This is a genomic window from Burkholderia sp. AU44665 (assembly GCF_030504405.1).
GTDB classification, from domain to species: Bacteria; Pseudomonadota; Gammaproteobacteria; order Burkholderiales; family Burkholderiaceae; genus Burkholderia; species Burkholderia semiarida.
Window position 1 is genome coordinate 1002184 of sequence record NZ_JAUJRI010000001.1, and the last position, 18089, is coordinate 1020272.

12 protein-coding genes and 4 pseudogenes are annotated in these 18089 nt (G+C 61.7%); 5 read left to right on the forward strand and 11 right to left on the reverse strand.

The annotated features are described in order from the left end of the window. Nucleotides 1–20 precede the first annotated feature (20 nt). Nucleotides 21–674 (reverse strand): TetR/AcrR family transcriptional regulator, encoded by a 654-nt coding sequence (locus QZM15_RS04435; RefSeq protein WP_059584843.1) that lies wholly within the window; start codon nucleotides 672–674, stop codon nucleotides 21–23. A 146-nt stretch (nucleotides 675–820) separates the two neighbouring features. Between QZM15_RS04435 and QZM15_RS04440 the strand changes: the two genes are divergently transcribed. After that, complete coding sequence (locus QZM15_RS04440; protein WP_226231269.1) at nucleotides 821–2113, forward strand: NAD(P)/FAD-dependent oxidoreductase; 1293 nt, start codon at nucleotides 821–823, stop codon at nucleotides 2111–2113. 44 nt (nucleotides 2114–2157) lie between these two features. Further along, nucleotides 2158–2547 (forward strand): DUF3331 domain-containing protein, encoded by a 390-nt coding sequence (locus tag QZM15_RS04445; RefSeq protein ID WP_059584841.1) that lies wholly within the window; start codon nucleotides 2158–2160, stop codon nucleotides 2545–2547. Nucleotides 2548–2550: 3 nt separating this feature from the next. Here the strand turns inward: QZM15_RS04445 and QZM15_RS04450 are convergent, their stop codons facing one another. After that, nucleotides 2551–3879 (reverse strand): dicarboxylate/amino acid:cation symporter, encoded by a 1329-nt coding sequence (locus QZM15_RS04450; protein WP_059584840.1) that lies wholly within the window; start codon nucleotides 3877–3879, stop codon nucleotides 2551–2553. A gap of 153 nt (nucleotides 3880–4032) precedes the next feature. Then, nucleotides 4033–5784, reverse strand: a complete 1752-nt coding sequence (ggt, locus tag QZM15_RS04455; protein ID WP_302105891.1) for a gamma-glutamyltransferase — start codon at nucleotides 5782–5784, stop codon at nucleotides 4033–4035. Nucleotides 5785–6157: 373 nt separating this feature from the next. On the opposite strand from ggt, the gene QZM15_RS04460 reads away from it, so the two are divergent. Beyond that, on the forward strand, nucleotides 6158–7036 hold the full coding sequence (locus QZM15_RS04460) for a MurR/RpiR family transcriptional regulator (RefSeq protein WP_089465643.1): 879 nt from the start codon (nucleotides 6158–6160) through the stop codon (nucleotides 7034–7036). A 121-nt stretch (nucleotides 7037–7157) separates the two neighbouring features. Here the strand turns inward: QZM15_RS04460 and tssJ are convergent, their stop codons facing one another. The 8 genes and pseudogenes from tssJ to QZM15_RS04500 form a co-directional block, all read right to left on the reverse strand. Continuing rightward, nucleotides 7158–7433 (reverse strand): type VI secretion system lipoprotein TssJ, encoded by a 276-nt coding sequence (gene tssJ, locus QZM15_RS04465; RefSeq protein WP_226225317.1) that lies wholly within the window; start codon nucleotides 7431–7433, stop codon nucleotides 7158–7160. 38 nt (nucleotides 7434–7471) lie between these two features. Beyond that, a pseudogene (locus QZM15_RS04470) lies at nucleotides 7472–8381 on the reverse strand (transposase). Between the two features lie 282 nt (nucleotides 8382–8663). Continuing rightward, a complete protein-coding gene (locus QZM15_RS04475; RefSeq protein WP_302105893.1) occupies nucleotides 8664–9284 on the reverse strand; it encodes a hypothetical protein in 621 nt (206 codons plus the stop codon). A gap of 11 nt (nucleotides 9285–9295) precedes the next feature. Then, the gene (locus QZM15_RS04480; RefSeq protein WP_302105894.1) at nucleotides 9296–11641 is read right to left on the reverse strand and encodes a peptidase M23; all 2346 of its coding nucleotides are present in this window, start codon (nucleotides 11639–11641) and stop codon (nucleotides 9296–9298) included. A gap of 4 nt (nucleotides 11642–11645) precedes the next feature. Next, nucleotides 11646–13996 (reverse strand): annotated as a pseudogene (locus QZM15_RS04485) (type VI secretion system Vgr family protein). Between the two features lie 536 nt (nucleotides 13997–14532). Continuing rightward, nucleotides 14533–15388, reverse strand: a pseudogene (locus tag QZM15_RS04490) (AAA-associated domain-containing protein); the annotation flags it as partial. Next, nucleotides 15382–16224, reverse strand: a pseudogene (locus QZM15_RS04495) (ABC transporter permease subunit); the annotation flags it as partial. The pseudogenes QZM15_RS04495 and QZM15_RS04490, both read right to left, overlap by 7 nt. An 80-nt stretch (nucleotides 16225–16304) precedes the next feature. Next, the gene (locus tag QZM15_RS04500) at nucleotides 16305–16514 is read right to left on the reverse strand and encodes a phosphate transporter (RefSeq protein ID WP_302105895.1); all 210 of its coding nucleotides are present in this window, start codon (nucleotides 16512–16514) and stop codon (nucleotides 16305–16307) included. A 254-nt stretch (nucleotides 16515–16768) separates the two neighbouring features. Between QZM15_RS04500 and QZM15_RS04505 the strand changes: the two genes are divergently transcribed. Next, nucleotides 16769–17713 (forward strand): metallophosphoesterase, encoded by a 945-nt coding sequence (locus tag QZM15_RS04505; RefSeq protein ID WP_302105896.1) that lies wholly within the window; start codon nucleotides 16769–16771, stop codon nucleotides 17711–17713. A gap of 19 nt (nucleotides 17714–17732) precedes the next feature. Further along, nucleotides 17733–18074 (forward strand): cupredoxin family copper-binding protein, encoded by a 342-nt coding sequence (locus QZM15_RS04510; RefSeq protein ID WP_302105897.1) that lies wholly within the window; start codon nucleotides 17733–17735, stop codon nucleotides 18072–18074. Nucleotides 18075–18089 lie beyond the last annotated feature (15 nt).

Here is an 18089-nt window from a genome sequence, read left to right on the forward strand (position 1 = left end):
GCGCATCGCGCGCGCGGCGCTCAGTCGCCGAGAATGTTCAGCGCGACCGCGAGCACGGCCTGCCTGAATTCGTGCTGCCGCGTGGGCAGCGACGTGAACTCCAGCATCATGTGGCTGTACGACACGGTCGTACCCACGGCGCTCGCGATCATGAAGAACAGCACGTTCGGATCGACCGGACGAATCGCGCCGGCCTCGACCGCGTCCGCCAGCAGCGGAAACATCGCGTCGTGGTACGGGCGCACGAGCCGCTCCCGCAGCCGGTCGAGCCGCGCGCCCTCCTCGGTCGCCGCCGTCGAGAAGAACATGCCGATATCCGGCTCCGCGAATTCGTGATCGACGCACAGCTCGAGCGCGCGCCGCACGCGCTCGCGATGCGGCAGCGGCGACGCGCGCAACGCACGCAGCGCGTCGAACATCGGTTCGGCCAGCTCGACGATCTGCTCGACGACCGCCAGCCACAACGTTTCCTTCGTGCCGAAGTGATGGGCGATCAGCGCCGCGTCGATGCCCAGCTCGCGCGCGACTTCACGCACGCTCGTCGCGTCGTAGCCGCGCTTCGCGAACGTGCGGCGCGCGGCCCGCAATATCACGTCCGGACCGACGGACGCATCCGCCAGCGGCCGTCCGCGCGTCCGCCGCTTCGACGGCGCGCGCTCAGTGACTTCTGCCACGTTTTTCCTGCTCCTTGAACGATTCGAATGCCCGTGTCCAGCCCCCGCTTCGACGTGCCGGAATCGGGCGGTCCACCCCGCTCCGTTGACACGCGGAGCCGGGAAGCGCTAGGATCATACCTTATTCATCACGTGATGATTTATCCATGACAACCCCTACACGCATCGTCATCGTCGGCGGCGGGATCGCCGGGCTGCAGCTCGCGACCCGCCTGGGCGAGCGTCTCGGCCGGTCCGGGCGGGCACGGATCACGGTCGTCGATCGCAGCCCGACGCACATCTGGAAGCCGATGCTGCACACGATCGCGGCCGGCACGCGCGACGTCCAGCAGCAACAGGTGATCTTCCTCGCCCATGCGCGCGACCACGGCTATACGTACCAGCCCGGCGAACTGAAGGGGCTCGATCGCGCGCGCCGCCGCGTGCAGCTCGGCGCGATCCGCTCGCGGGACGGCGACGTGGTGATCGGCGCACGCGAACTCGAATACGACGTGCTGATCCTCGCGCTCGGCAGCCAGGCCAACGATTTCGGCGTACCCGGCGTGCGCGAGCACTGCTACTTCATCGACAGCCAGCAGCAAGCCGAGACCTTCAACGAAGCGTTGCGGATGCGCGTGTTCCGCAGCATCGCGCGCGACGAGCCGTTTCGCGTCGCGATCGTCGGCGCGGGCGCGACGGGCGTGGAACTCGCGGCGGAGCTGAGCCGCTTGCTGGAAGTGGCGCAGGCGTACGGCGACGAGACGGTACGCGAGCGGCTGCAGCTCACGCTGCTCGAAAGCGGCCCGCGCATCCTCAACGCGTTTCCGCCGCGGATTTCCGCGTCGGCCCAGCGGCGGCTCGAACAGATCGGCTTTCGCGTGCTGACGTCGACGCGCGTCACGTCGGCCGACGCGAACGGTTTCCACTACGGCGACGGGTCGTTCGCCGAAGCCGATCTGATGGTCTGGGCGGCCGGCGTGAAGGCGCCCGATTTCATGCAGGCGCTGGGCGGGCTCGACACGAACCGCGCGAACCAGATCGTCGTCGGCCCCACGCTGCAGGCGAATGGCGACGACTGCGTGTTCGCGATCGGCGATTGCGGCAGCCTGCTGCCCGACGGCCACGAACGGCCGCTGCCGCCAACCGCGCAGGTCGCGACGCAACAGGCCGAGCACCTCGCGAAGCATCTGCCCGCATGGCTCGACGGCACGCCGATTCCGCCGTTCGCATTCCACGATTTCGGCGCGCTGGTGTCGATCAGCGATTACGACGCATTCGGCACGCTGGGGCAGTTCGGGTTCTTCCGCGGCGGCTTCATCCAGGGGCGCTTCGCGCAGTTCAGCCACCTGATGCTCTACCGGCGGCACCAGCAGGCGCTGCACGGCTTTTCCAAGGCGACCCTGCTGTGGATCGCCGAACGGATCAACGGCTGGGTGCAGCCGCGCATCCGCCTGTCGTGATGCCGCGCGTCGCGGCACCGCGTAACGTTTCGAGGAACAGAGACATGAACAACCGTGCAGCGCCCTGGCTCATGACCGTCGCCGCAATCGGCAGCTTCGACATGCCGTCCGTCTCGTGGGGTGCGCCGCGGCGGCGCAGCGTCACGCGCGACCGGCTGCCGTCGTGGGACGCGACGAGCAAGCCGACCATCGACGTGCTCGAACGGCCCACGGCCGACACCGTGATGATTTCGTGGTGCGACGCGTGCACCGGACACTACGGCTACCAGAAGTGGCGCCTGTTCACGACGCGCAAACGCGGCGTGTGCGCGCTGTCGGGGCGGCCGATCGAGATCGGCGACAGCGTCTATGCGCCGCAACTGCTCGGCTCGACGCCGGGCAACGCCGCCGCGATGGTGCTCGCGGCGTGCATCGACGACGCGCTGGCGGCCTGAGCGTCAGGTCGCCGTGGTCTGACCGGCGCCATAGGCCGGATCGCCGTTCTGCCGTTCGAGTTCGGCATCGAGATGCGCGGCATGCGCGCGTGCTTCGGACTCCGACATCAGCTCGCCCTCCCACTTCGCGACTACCGCGCTCGCGATCGAGTTACCGACCGCATTGGTGGCCGAGCGGCCCATGTCGAGGAACGTGTCGACCCCGAGAATCAGCAGCAGCCCGGCTTCCGGGATGTTGAACTGGTGCAGCGTCGCCGCGATCACGACGAGCGACGCGCGCGGCACACCGGCCATTCCCTTCGACGTGAGCATCAGCACCAGCAGCATCGTGATCTGCGTGCCGAGCGACAGGTGGATGTTGTACGCCTGCGCGATGAACAGCGACGCGAACGTGCAGTACATCATCGAGCCGTCGAGATTGAACGAATAACCCATCGGCATCACGAAACTGGAGATCTTGCGCTTCACGCCGAAGCGGTCGAGCGCGTCGAGAATCTTCGGATACGCGGCTTCGGAACTGGCCGTCGCGAACGACAGCATGAACGCTTCCTTGATCAACGCGAGCAGCTTGAACACGCGGCGGCCGAGGAACAGCAGCCCGGCCGCGACGAGTGCGGCCCACAGCAGCACGAGGCTCGCGTAGAAGTCGCCCATGAACACCGCGAACTTCAGCAGGATCGACAGCCCGTTGACCGCGACGGTCGACGCCATCGCTGCCATCACCGCGAGCGGCGCGAGCTTCATCACGTAGCCGGTGATCTTCAGCATCACGTGCGCGAGCTGGTCGATCGCGGCGACGAGAATCTTGCCGCGCTCGCCGAGCGCGGCAAGCGCCACGCCGAAGAACAGCGAGAACACGACGATCTGCAGGATTTCGTTGTTCGCCATCGCCTCGGCGATCGACTTCGGCACCATATGGCCGACGAAATCCTTCAGCGTGAACTTGGACGTCGCCAGATGCGCGGACGCGCCGATGTCCGGCAGCGGCAGGCCGAGGTTCTCGCCGGGCCGCAACAGGTTCGCCATCAGCAGGCCCAGCAGCAGCGAGACGAGCGACGCGGTGACGAACCAGCCGAACGCTTTCGCGAACACGCGCCCGACCGACGCCGCGTCGCCCATGTGCGCGATGCCGACGACCAGCGTCGAGAACACCAGCGGCCCGATCACCATCTTGATCAGCCGCAGGAACACGTCGGACACGAGCGAGATGTAGCCGGCGATTTCCGCGGCCGATTGCTTGTCCGGAAGCTGCGTGTAGATCAGGTAGCCGATCAGGATGCCGGCTGCCATGGCGAGCAGGATCCAGCCTGCCGCAGACATTCGTTTGTTCATGACGGAATTCGCCGAGTGGCGATGGAGTTGGCGGAAAAGAGGCGCGCGCGCCGATCGGGCTGGCGGATGTCCGCCGCCGGACGCGCTGCCGCCGCACCGGCATTCGCGGCAACGCGAACGCCGGCGGCAGCGATTCGGGATGAAACGGTCGGGTCAGTAGCCGATCGCCGAGCCGGCCGGACGGCGCGGGTCGTTGTAGCCGTAGATGAAGCCGACACGCACGTTGCCGGACACGGACGAATCGTTCCCGGAACTCTGACGGCTCGCCGCTTCGGTGCCCGGCAGGCCGACCATGATCAGCTCGGCGGCGCCCCACGGCGTCTGCTCGACCATCTTGTAGCCCATGTTGCGCAGGATCGCGAGCGTGTCGGGCGACAGGCCGTAGGTTTCGTAATAGACCGCGTCGGGCAGCCACTGGTGATGGATGCGCGGCGCGGCGACCGCGTCCTGCGGCGTCATCCCGTAGTCGATCACGTTCAGCACGGTCTGCAGCGTGATCGTGATGATGCGCGAGCCGCCCGGCGAGCCGACCACCATGAACACCTTGCCGTCCTTCTTCACGATGGTCGGCGCCATCGACGACAGCGGGCGCTTGCCCGGCGCGATCGAGTTGCGCGTGCCCTGCACGAGGCCGAACAGGTTCTGCGCGCCGACCTTCACGGTGAAGTCGTCCATCTCGTCGTTCAGGAAGAAACCCGTGCCGGGCGCGATGACCACGGCGCCGAAGCGGCCGTTGACCGTATAGGTCGTCGACACCGCATTGCCGTCATGGTCGACGATCGAGTAATGCGTCGTTTCTGGCTTCTCGTGCACGCCGACACCGGGCTGCACGTCGACCGACGGCGTGGCCGTGTCGGCATGGATGCTCTTGCGGATCTGTGCCGCGTATTCCTTGCTCGTCAGCTTCGCGATCGGGTTGTCGATGAAGTCCGGATCGCCGAGCAGCGTGTTGCGGTCTTCGTACGCGTGGCGCATCGCTTCGGTCATGTAGTGGACTGCCGCGGCCGAGTGGTAGCCAAGCTTGCGCAGGTCATACCCTTCGAGGATGTTCAGCGTCTCGCACATCGTCACGCCGCCCGAGCTCGGCGGCGGCGCCGACACGAACTCGTAGCCGCGATACGTGCACGTCAGCGGCGCCATGTCCTGCGCGCGATAGGACGCGAAATCGGCCGCCGTGATCACGCCGCCGCCGCGCTTCGCCGCCGCCTCGACGATCTTCGGGATCTCGCCGTGATAGAACGCGTCGGGCCCCTGCTCCGCGATGCGCTCGAGCGTGCGCGCCAGATCCTTCTGCACCAGGCGGTCGCCCGGCTGCAGCGCCGAGCCGTCCGGGCGCAGGAAGATGCGCGCGGCTTCCGGATCCTTCCTGAAGCGCTCGACCGTCGTATCGAGAATGTCGGTGTCGCCGCGCGTCAGCACGAAGCCGTCGCGCGCGAGCCGGATCGCCGGCTCCATCACCTGCCGGCGCGTCAGCTTCCCGTATTTGCGCTGCGCGAGATCGAGGCCGGCCACCGTGCCCGGCACGCCGACCGCGCGATAGCCGTACAGGCTCTGCTCCGGAATGACGTTGCCCGACGCATCGAGATACATGTTCGCGGACGCCGCGGCCGGCGCCGTCTCGCGGAAATTGATGAAGCGGTCGCGACCGTCGGCCAGATGGATCGTCATGAAACCGCCGCCGCCGATGTTGCCGCAGCACGAATTGGTCACCGCCTGCGCATAGCCGACGGCGACCGCCGCGTCCACCGCGTTGCCGCCTGCCTTCAGGATGTCGACGCCGATCTGCGACGCGAAGTGCTGCGACGACACGACCATGCCGTTCTTCGCTTCGACCGCCGGGTCCGACGCGGCGAACGCGCACACGCTCATCGCCGACAACAGGGTGAGTATTACGAGCCGCCTCATGACGGGATCCTCCAGACGAATAAACCGGGCCATGCGGGAATGCACCGGTGCGCAACTACGTGTCGACGCTGCCAATCCGACATGTAATAAACGATACATTCCAGTGAGGCCGCGATCATAGCACTCGGTTTTTTGGGCCAAAACCTAGGGTAAGCCCTGAATTTGACGCGAAAGCACGTCGATAAGACTGACAATGAATGTTCGATTTATTACACATATGAACGTATTCGTTGAGAAGGGTGATGCGTCCCTCTAATTTCAGGCCGTACGCGGCCTGCGGCACGTCGATCGGCTAACATGCGTGCAGTTGGCGGCAGACGCCCGTCTGCCGTTTGGTCGTTCAGTTCAATTCAGATAGAAAGCCGGAGTACCGATGGGGACGAGCATCAGGGCGTTGTTGTTATCCCAGATGGATAGCTTCACGCCGTCGGAACAGAAGGTCGCGCAGGCGTTGCTGGAGCGCTATCCCAGTCTCGGGCTGGGCCCCATCGCGCAGTTTGCGAAGCAGGCGGAAGTCAGCGACCCGACCGTGTTCCGCTTCGTCGTCCGGATCGGTTTCCCGAACTACTCGTCGTTCCAGCAGGCGCTGCACGACGAGATCGACACCGCGATGAATTCGCCGCTCGCGCGAATGGATGCGTTCCACTCGGAAACCGGCATGCGCGACAGTCATGCGGCGATCTTCCAGCGGCTGTCCGAATCGCTCGCGGCGACGATCGAAGGGCTCGACGCGGCCGCGTTCGACGCGGCCGTGGCGGTGCTGGCCGATCCGGACGTACGCATTTTCTGCGGCGGCGGGCGGTATACGGCGCCGCTCGCGTCGCTGTTCTCGTTCACGCTCGCCTATGCGCGGCCGCGTGTGCAGTACGTCGAGCCGAACGTGAATCTCGCGTCCGTCGCGCTGGTCGACATGGGGCGCAACGACGTGCTCGTGATCTTCGACTTTCGCCGTTACCAGAAGGACAGCATCCGCTTCGCGCAGGCCGCGCACCGGCTCGGCGCGCGGATCCTGCTGGTCACCGACGAATGGCGCTCGCCGATCGCCGCGTTCGCGGAAATCGTGCTGCGGATCCAGGGGCGCCCGTTCGCGATGCTGCAGACCAACGTGCCGGCGCTGGCGCTCACCGAGGCGCTCGTGATCGCCGTGACGAACCGGCTGCCGGAGTTCGCGCGGCAGCGGATGGAAAAGATCGAGCGGCTCAATGCCGGCGGGATCGAGTGGGATACCAACCAGCGCGACCTGCCGGAGTGATCGCGTGTGGCCATTCGGGCTTGGGCGTCAGCGCTCGGCCTCGTGGCGTGTGCAATTCGAATCCCGAACTGCAAATCCGCACATGTCACGCGTCGTGCCAACCACCGTCGCATTCCCTCGTTCAGGGCGCCAGCTCCATCCGGTTGCCCGTCACGACCAACTTGACGGGATCCGTCTTCTTCGACTGCGACTTCGGAATCACTCGTTGCCACTCGGCGCCACGCTGATCACGAAAGAACCCCACCACGCCCACGGCTTGCGTGTCGGCTGCCATCGGCGTGGACAGTTTCACCGTAGCACCATGCACGATCGTAGTCTCCATGCTGCCGAGCAGATCGGCCTTCAGTAGTCGCCCCTGAACAATTCGTTTTGCTCTGGGGAGAGCGTCACATCGCATCTAGGCAGCAGTCCCGCGCTCAATCAGTAGCGCAAGAATCAAGACGTAAAAAGCCGCAGCCTGCGAAGGATCATCTGCAGATTGTGGCCGGCGCCACACAGCACCGCATGAATCGCATCGCCCAACGCGCCCTTGAGCCAGTTTCGATCGAGCCTGCCGTCCGCTTTCATATGCCCAATGGCCGGCTCGATTGCACTGCGACGTCGGATCATCGCGCGCAGGCCGCGTGCGATGCCGCGTCGCAACCCGGGGTGATAGACCTTCACGCCGTCCACGGCGACGCCCTTGTAGCCGCGATCAACGACAGCGATCTCCGGTTGAACATCACTTAGGATCGCCGCCTGTTCCAACGCTTCGGCCAGCGTGTGCCCGTCGTATGGGTTCCTGGCATCGAGCGCGCCCCAACCACCAAGCCTTCCTTGTGCGTCGTCGTGGTCGACACCTTCACGCCGAACTCGTACGGTCTGCGGGCTTTGCCCTTCGAGATACTTCCATCACCGTTGTATCGACGATCACTCGTTTCAGGCTCGACGTCTTGATGACGTCGGCACGCTTGGCCGCCTCAATCGTCTCGGCCAACAGTTCCTCAACGCCAGCTTCGCCCAGCCGCTTGCTCCAGCGCGTCAGGCTCGACGGATCGATCGGCGGCCTCGTCTGCAAGTACGTCTCGCCGGTGAAGACCTGCCAATACGGGTTCTCTAGCCATTGCCAGACCACGTCTTCGTCCGATAGGTCGAACGCGTGCAGCAAGTACAGCAGCCCGCCAATCAGACGCGGCGAGCTCGCCGGCCGGCCCCGGTGCGACACGAAGCTCTCGCTCATCGTCTTGTTCAACCGATCCCAATCAATCAGATCAGCCAAGCGCACCAGCGGATGCTTCAAGTTGATCTGCTCGCGCAGCCGTTGGCGGAAGAAATCTCCCTCGGTCGTCGGCGTCTTCGGGCCCATCCAAACCTCGGCAGAATTTGCAGGAATCTCGCGTCAATATGCCTGCGCCTTGCAAATCTCACAACACCGGTTCAGCTATCGAGCCTTGCTGCACAAGCCTTTACGAATTGTTCAAGGCCGACTACTGATTTTCAGTCAACATTTGACGCCATCCCATCAATGATCCCGCACTAATTTTAAATAAATCAACAGCCAATCATTCCGATGCCACAGATTAAGGCACACTCGAATCGGGACCATACAGCAAGCATCACGCAAAAACTGTAACCAATCCATTTCTCTTTATTTTTTAAAGAGCCCAACACAGACACCACTCGCCATCACAACACGACGATTATTTTTTATATCCCATACCCCCGGATAAGATGTTTTAGAGCAATCCATTTCACCAGCTGGCGCCACATAGCGTCCATCGGGAGAAATAATCGATGCCCCCGCCTCACCACTACTGTTAAAAGCCGTGCCCCTAAGCTCACCGATTTTTTTACCAGCAACATACGCCCCCTTCAGAGACACAATATTTTTTGAAGTCCCGACGCGAGCCACTGTAGCCAAATATAAAAATGGGCGTACATTAACAAAATCAAGCGCAACGTAAATCCCCTTCGAGATATTTATATCCGACAGCACACCAACGCGCGTCGGAATCGAAAGAACGTGAATCGCCACCCCAGGTTGGCACTGATCCAGCTGATGCTTATCGACATATGTTGTCTCGGAAAGCATGACAGCGGATTTATCGAAGCTCTCAATCGCGTAGCGCGCCTCCTTATCAAGCAAACAAATTTTTGAACCACCGATTTTCAATGATGTTCCAATCACCTCATAAGCGCCACCCGCATAGACACGAATAGCAGTAGATGCCAGCATTAGCGCAAACAAGCCCCTCCAAAATTTATACATATATTTTCCCATTACAAAATCACATTCTTTACAAAACGCGTGTACTCTAAACGTCGCTCCCAATCCGTATAGCCCCCGTTAATGGCATACGTAACATCGCGCGATATCGCCCGCTCCCTTTGTTGATCGGCTTCCGAAATTGCTACCCCCGAGGAATCGCGATCGATATTCCTAGCCACCTGTGACCGCTCGAATCTCATGTAAAACCCTCCACTGTCCATACTGTTGTCAGGAAGAGCAACATCATGAGGTCTATCAATTACTGCAGGAATCTTCGTCATACCACCGCGATTTCGCGCACGAAATGCTGAGTCGATCCACCACGATTCGGTAAAGGACGAGTTCGAAATCCACCCCCTGAATACCCAGTAGCTGGCATAATTACTTCGCCCTGTCAATTGCTTGAAACCTCTCCCACGGAACTTCTGTGAATCGCCCCGATCACAGTTACCATTCCGCCAGTCGTACGAGCTCGCGATGCGTGCACCTTTGCTGTTAAATTTTTCCGACCGATACCAAGCATCATCCTCACCAGAACTCTGACCATACCAATGTCCCAATGTAGACTCCGGCACTTTCGATATCGGATTGATAACTTGACCGTAGAACTTTCCATCCTTAATTTTTCCGAGCATGCTTGTTTCCTGCATAGTTGCCAAGCAATTACTCTCAATAGCGCCTTGACCAATAAAATGGGATAACCTGATTGGCGATGTCAGCCCATACTTTCTAGTCGTCTTATTTAACGGCCCCAAATAATTATCACGCAATTGATTCGGAGCTGGCAGCTGATCACGACTATAGCGGCTATCTGGGTAGATATTTTTTAACTCATCCCTATCAATCCACCCACACTTCCTGAAATGCCGAATAAATTCAAGCGGATGAAAAAACCAAAGCTTCTGCCCCGCTGGAAGCCCCGTTTTGTCCCAAAACTGAACCTCCTTCAGATACGTCATGAAATCGTTGTAGCCTTTGTCATTTCCGTGATAGTAGCCACCCTCGTCAAGCAGGCTCGCATAGCGCTCCTCGTTGTTCGTGCTGTCCCATTCACTCGGTGCGTTGCAGATGAACCCGCGCAATTGCTTCCGTACCTGGGCGTTGCCTCGCACATACCCTGAAAGTGCTCTCGCCTTGTGAGCTTCCGGCGTTTCATCTTTCACGGCTGGTACCTCGTGCGGAGCGGCATCGTCCAGTATTTCCTTCAACGCTGCCACATCGCACATTCCGTCACTGTCGAACGGAGTGTTCCCTTCACTGATTTTCTGCCAGCCCATAAATGACAGGAAATCCGCATCGGAGAACTTCTGGATACTCGGGTCATTGATATCGATGTAGCCTGCCTTGTCCGCCGTCCATTTGACCTGCATCCACGTCGCGCGCGCCTCTGCCGCCAGTGTTTGAGTCGGCGACAGGATGCGACCGAAGCGCAGCAACTCGTAGCCGTCGCTCGGGCATGACGAATAAAGCGCCGTCGCACGCTTGTACAGGTCGTATTCGTAGTCCTTTTCCTCGACCGGTTGCGGCGTAAGCAACGTTCGGGTGCCGTCTTGCGCCATACTCCAAACATTGGTGTATTTCGAGCCGACGCTGAAGTAGGTCTCGACAAGCAACGGCAAGGTATTCGAGCCCTCGTGGCCCGGCTTGAATTCAATCCCGTGCAACTTGTTTCGAGCATCGGCCTTCTCAGGCAAACGGCGAAAGTTCCTGCCTGCCGGAATGACGAAATACGCGTGCCCCCACCAGTCGGCTCCATCCGGCGAAGTAGGCGTGCTGTTACCCAGCTGTGTGCTCCCGAAGTAGGCGTCAAAGTCTTCCAGCAACATGAAGATTTCGAAATGCAAATGCGGCATGCCCTCGTACTGGCCGAGCCATCCGAGCACATCTTTGCGCCGAACCTTGTTGCCCTCTCCCGAGACAGCCGGCGTCACCTGCCCCTTGCTCACCGGGCCAGTCGGCGTGCGCAGGAATTCCGGCAAACGCTCTTTGTCCGCACCGTGCTTCATATATTCCACCAGCGGCAGCAGATGCATATAAAGTGAGTAGAAGATCAGCGTACGACCTTCACCCGTCTCGGTCGTATGCTTGAGCAACACGAAGCCGATATGGCTCGCGCCGCTGTCAAACGCATGCTGGCAGACCCGATAGGCGACGACTTCTCCGTCGGCGATCGCGTACACCTCGCCCTTCTCAGTGGGCTGAAGATGCATGCCGCAATGCCAGCGCCGATCGAAGGCGATCGGATAGACGCCGTGATCGCATTCGAGCTCGTCTATAACGTCCATCATCGGATCGGGGCTCGTCCCCGTCGGGGCCGCAAGGCCGGCTTTGGGCAAAAAAGGCGGACTGATGATCATCTCGTTACCGTGTGTGGCCGTATCTTGAGCTGGGCGAGTAGTCGCTCACCGGCAGTTGCGGCAAGTTGACGGACGTATGGCGCGGCCCTTCGAACACGAATGAGGCGGCCCTGATGCGAAATTCACCCGGACAATTGAAGACGACATTGCCGTTCTCGATGGTCATCGACGCGCCGCCACACGCGACCATCGCCCTCGTCTTGGCGCTCACGAGCACATTCGCGCCAGCGCTCGACACGTGCAATTGCTCGTCGGAGAAGAGATCCATCGAAGCGCCTTGCGCCTGAAGCTCGATTTTTCCTTTCGAAAAAATCTTGATCCCGAGCTTGTGCGCACACAGCGAGATCAGGTCACCCGCCACCATGCGCAATCGCTTCACGATGCTCACGTCCATGTCCCGGCCTGCGGTGACGATCACGTTCTCGCCCGTCGATTGCTGCAGTGATTTCGCTGTCACGAATGCGATGCCGCCGGGAGCACTCGCAAGCAACCCCGCGTCGCGAAGCTGATCGAGGCCGTCGAGCAGCGCCGCCTGCGTCGTACGGTCCGCACGGTCGGCCCTGGCTTGTGTCGTCGCGGCCGCAAGGTCCGTTACGCGCTGCAATGCAGCCTTAAGTTGCGCGATAGCGGCGGGCATGTCGAGATGAGGCGTCTCGGATCCACCTGGTGCGTCTGCCGAAACGAAGAGCCCCTTTGGCGCGCGCAACGTGCCCCATTTCTGCGTGGTCAATTCGAAGCCCTGGCCGCGCTTGTTCTTGTCCCTGTCGACCAGATGGCCCATATTGAGCGACGACTGCCCGAACACCGTCGCCAACCGGATGCCCTCGTGGTCTCTGAGATCCTCGAAACGCAACTTGTTGCCGAGCAATGGCGAGCGAAACACGGCGCGGCTATACCAGCCCTCCTTGCCGTGGACGAGGTCGCGACGCGCATGGTCATGCAGGGCCCCGCGATCAGCAGACGGTCGCAATTTCCCTGGGTCGCGACGACGCGTACTTCGGACCGCGGCAGCAAGGGGATGTGCAGGCCGCCCTGGTACGACGCGGATGTACGCAGCACGCGCAATGGCATGCTGTTCGTGCCACGCTTGCCGCTGTGCCGGGTGAACAGGAGCCTGACGCGATAGCGGCCATACTCGTCCACCCAAGCGTACGGCTCGTCATCGCCGGACTCGACCACACCGATCAGCATGCCGGCGATCCATCGCCAATGCTTTTCAGGAACGTATTCAGGCCGGTAGGTCTGATGTGCGGGGATCGCTTCGAAGGTGTTGACCACCGACTGGCTCCGGCTGCCGGTCGTGACGAGCTTCGTGATCACCATCCCGTGCGGCGCCTCCTGCACCTCGTCATTGGTGATCCGCACCACCATGCCAGGCGTCATGCCGATGACGTTACTCGTGCCCGTGAGCCGAATCTGCCGCGTGAGCAGTTCGTCACGCCGCGCGTCAGCCAGCGCCTGTCCTTCCTCGACCGAATGGAAGTGCTCGATGCTGCGGTTGACGCTCCCATAGACCGAGCGGTCGTCATGGGCCACGAGCGATTCGACTTGCAGCGGATCGTCGGGTATGCGGTAGTTGCGATCCCATTCGCGCACCGTCTGCGGCACCAGCGCGCGCGTGACTTCCAGCGTCAGAATCGCCTCGTGCCAGCTCGTCAGACCGAAATGCGGCATCAACGGCACCTCGAGCGCTCGCATATAGCCCCGCGGCGTATTGCCGAACACCAACGTGTCGCGTTGCGGGCCATCTTCCTTCTTCGCCTGCTTGAAGTAGTAATAGACACCCGCGCGCCGGCAGTGCCGGTCGATAAAGTTCGCGACCGTCTCTTCGTACATCACGGTTTGCTCGAGCTTCCCGTTGAGCCCTTCCAGCTCGAACTCGACGTCGAAGGATTGGAACAAGTCACGATCGACGATCATGTCGCTCAGCAACTCGCGAAACGACCTGTCCAGCAATACGGCCGAATCGTGCACCTCTTCAAGCAGCGCGAAACGCGGCTTCAGATGGACTTGGTAGCTCGCTTCGTCGCGAGACGTTTTGATGCGAGTCCATTGCGTTACGACGCCGTGCACGGTACGCACCGCATGCCGAACCGGATCGATCACGGCCGCCATCGACGGCACGGAAGCGTGTTCCTCGATCGTGAAGACTGCCGGCTGGCCCACAATCATCGCACCATCGATCCGCTTGTCCCGCGAGGTCACGATGATGTCCGCGAGGAATCGCGTATTCATTTCCTCGGTAAGAACGAATGACAGAACGGAGACCGGCACATCGAGCGCCGCGATCTCGATATGCAGTGGTTGGGTAACGACCGAATTGGGGTGTTTCAGTACATCCTGAATGGTTCGCATGGTTGCCGTTGAACGAGAGGTTTTACACCGGCACGTTCGCCCATTCACGCATTCAGGGACGCAGTGCCACAACGCTCTCGCCAGTGAAGCATGTGTTCACGAAGATGAACACATACCGGTCACATATCCGGCAATTCGGAATCTTTACATAATCTGCAAAATCACTTATTTATTTTATGAATTTTTATTTACTTTTAATACAATTTCTATTTTTCCTTATCTCTCATTACCTCAAACAACGATCTCCACAAGCACTGCCAAAATCGAGCCAATGAAGAGGAAAGATACACTTTCATGCTGCTACAACGAGGGCTTCCCGCCACCACCGGAGAAATCCGACCCTTTCGAAATTCAAGTAGATTTTATACAGAACAATATCCAAAAAATCCCATGTGAATCCTCGACATGTCGAACGGCATCAATCCATTGACCTGATAAATAACCGAATTTTTAAATGTAGAAAATTGTCACGCCCCGACGTCGACGCGACATCGGTGACGGAGGAATGTCGCGCCCTACATATCTACTTTCCGACTTTACGAGTCGACATCCTCGAGACTGAACGCTTCCGTCTTGTCGTTGTACGAAAAGACCTCCCCGTACCGCCGCCAGTCGATCACCGCATCGAGCGTTTCCTCCGCCGCTTCGTCGGACAGGAAATCCTCCAGCTCCTGTTCGAAGCGCACGCGCGGCGCACGATGGCCCGGACGCTCGTTCAGCACCTTCCGGATCCGGGCAGCGAGCGGCACGTGCTTCAGCAAGTGATCCGGCGAACATCAGCTTGCGTTCCTGCGTGCCGAATTCCGCGAACACGCGCGCGGGCGGCGTCAGGAACACGTCGCCTTCGCGCACGTCCGCGAAACAGAGGTGCTGCAGCACTTCCGCGATCGGAAACAGTTCGTCGACCTCCAGATGCAGCGAGCGCGCGATTTCCGGCATGTCGGCGCGCCCGTGGTACGGCGCCATCGCGAGCGTCTCGATCAGGCCGGCCATCAGGTTCGTCGACACGCGCGGCATCCAGCTGCCAAGTTCGAGCCCCTTCTTCGTCGCCTCGCCGGTCTGACGCGCGGCCATCTTTGCGTAGATATCGTCGACCAGCTTGCGGAAATCGGTGTCGAGCCGGTTGCGCGGATGCCTGAACGGCACCTTGATCTCGGCGATCACGCGGCCCGGATTCGACGACAGCACGAGAATGCGGTCGCACATGAACACCGCTTCCTCGATGTTGTGCGTGACGATCAGCACCGACTTGATCGGCATGCGGCCTTGCGTCCACAGATCAAGCAGGTCGGTACGCAGCGTTTCGGCGCTCAGCACGTCGAGTGCGGAAAACGGCTCGTCCATCAGCAGGATCGTCGGATCGACGACGAGCGCACGCGCGAAACCGACGCGGTGTTCTCCATCCGGAACTTGTCGGCCCACGCGACGAGCGGGCGGAACAGGAACTGGTCGTAGGCGAGGATCACGACCGACATCGCGACGATCACCCACCCGACCGCGCCGAGATTCTTGTCGGAGATCGCCTGCGCGAGATACGCGCCGATGCCCGGCAGCGTGATCGTCTGGTTGCCGACGGTGATCGCTTCCGATGCGACGACGAAGAACCAGCCGCCCGACATCGACATCATCATGTTCCAGATCAGGCCCGGCATCGAGAACGGCACTTCCAGCTTCCAAAAGCGCTGCCACGGCGTCAGGTGAAAGCCGCGCGACACTTCGCTCAGGTCGCGCGGCACCGTGCGCAGCGACTGGTAGAAGCTGAACGTCATGTTCCATGCCTGGCTCGTGAAGATCGCGAAGATCGCGGCCAGCTCGGCGCCGAGCACGCGGCCCGGAAACAGCGCGAGAAAGAACGTGACGGTAAACGAGATGTAGCCGAGCACCGGCACCGACTGCAGGATGTCGAGGATCGGGATCAGCACCATGCCCGCGCGGCGACTTTTCGCGGCGAGCGTGCCGTAGACGAGCGTGAACGCGAGCGACGCGATCATCGCGGCGAGCATCCGCAGCGTGGTGCGCAACGCGTATTCGGGCAGGTTCGACGGATCGAGCGAGATCTTCTGCGTCTGCAGCACGCCGATCGGCGCCATCGTCTGGTGAAAACCGACGATCGCCATCGCGAGTATGCCGATGATCAGCGGAAACGCGACCGCGTCCCAGCGGTTGGGCAGCACGCGCCACGCGGACGCGTTGGCGGTGCGATTCGGATCGAAGAAACTGATATCCATCGGTAGCGTCTTGTGTTGAATTGAAAATCGATGGGTCCGGCCGCATGCCGCGCAGCCAGGCGTCGCAGCCGCGGTGCGAATCAGGACAGCCCGTGCGGTGCGCGGTACGGGATGGCCGACGGCGCGATCGGCAGCACGGAGCCTTCCTTGACGAGGCGGAGATCGACACCGGGGCGGATGCCGACAAGGGCGATGCCGCCGGCAATGACCAGAGAAAACAGCGCGAGGCTGAGGGTGCGCAGGCGGTGACCGACCGCACCGCCCGTATCCGTTGCCGCGAGGTTCGGCATGAAGGGCTCCGGAGAGGTGATTCGGAGTGGGAGGCTATCGGGCGGTCGTGACGCAAATGTGACGTGTCACTTACAGGACATTGACAGGCCATCCGGCGGGAATCGCGCATCGTGCCGCCAGCCGCCAACCCGGGTGTTCGACTTCGCAACGGTCGGGAATAAATTCGCCGCTTCGCCGGTATCGCATGGGAAGGCGCCGGCTTATTCCTGGACGATCCGGCCGTCCGGTTTCGTCACACGAATGCGAGGCTTCCATGTCTTCATCGACCCCCACCCGCCCGTCGCGTCGCAAGGCCCTGCAATGCATGGCCTTCGGCGGGCTCGGCACGCTGTTCACGCTGTCGGGCGGCATCCTCACGCCGTTCGACCTCGCGCTCGCGCAGACCGGCGACGCGCGCCCGGCCGATGCGGGCCGGCCGCTGTTCGTGCAGATCAGCGATACGCACATCGGCTTCAACAAGGACGCGAATCCCGACGTGTCGGCCACGCTGAAACAGACGATCGACCTCGTCAACGGGATGCCTGCACTGCCCGCGCTGGCGATCCACACCGGCGACATCACGCATTTGTCCAAGCCCGAGGAATTCGACCACGCGTCGCAGTTGCTGTCCGCGCTGCGCGTGCCGGAACTGCATACGGTGCCCGGCGAACACGACGTCACCGACGGTTCGGGCGCCGAATATTTCGGCCGGTTCGGCAAGGCGTCGGACAACCGCGGCTATTACGGCTTCGATCACGCGGGCGTGCACTTCATTGCCCTCGTCAACGTGATGCACTTCAAGCCGAACGGGCTCGGCAGCTTCGGCGACGAGCAGCTCGCGTGGCTCGCGCAGGACCTGAAAGGTCGCTCGTCGAGCACGCCGATCGTCGTGTTCTCGCACATGCCGATGTGGACCATCTACGAACCGTGGGGCTGGGGCACCGGCGACGCGCCTCAGACGATGGCGCTGCTGCGCCGCTTCGGCTCGGTCACCGTGCTGAACGGGCATATCCATCAGATCGTGTCGAAGGTCGAGGGCAACGTGACATTCCATACCGCCCGCTCGACCGCGTTCCCGCAGCCGACGGCCGGCAACGGGCCGGGCCCCGTGCCGCTCACGGTGCCGCACGACCGGCTGCCGTCGATGCTCGGCGTGACGACCGTCGAATTCGCCGGCCATCCGGTTGCGTCGTCGCTGCACGATGCGACGCTCGCCTGACAAATATAAGGAGACCGACATGATCCGCTTCAAGCCGTCTCGAATCATCGCAATGCTGATGCTGTGCGGCGCGGCCGCCGGCACGCCGCCCGCCGCGTTCGCGCAGGGCCCGACCGGCCCGCTCGTGACGATCCGCAATTTCATGTTTTCGCCGATGTCGACCACGATCAAGGCCGGCACGACGATCACGTGGAAGAACCTCGACGCGGAGCCGCACACCGTCGTCAACGACGCCGGCATCTTTCATTCGAAGGCGCTCGACCAGGACGAAACGTACGCATTCCGCTTCGACAAACCGGGCGTCTACAAGGTGTTCTGCGGCATTCATCCGTACATGAAGGAGACGATCACCGTCGAATGACGCGGCCCGCCACGA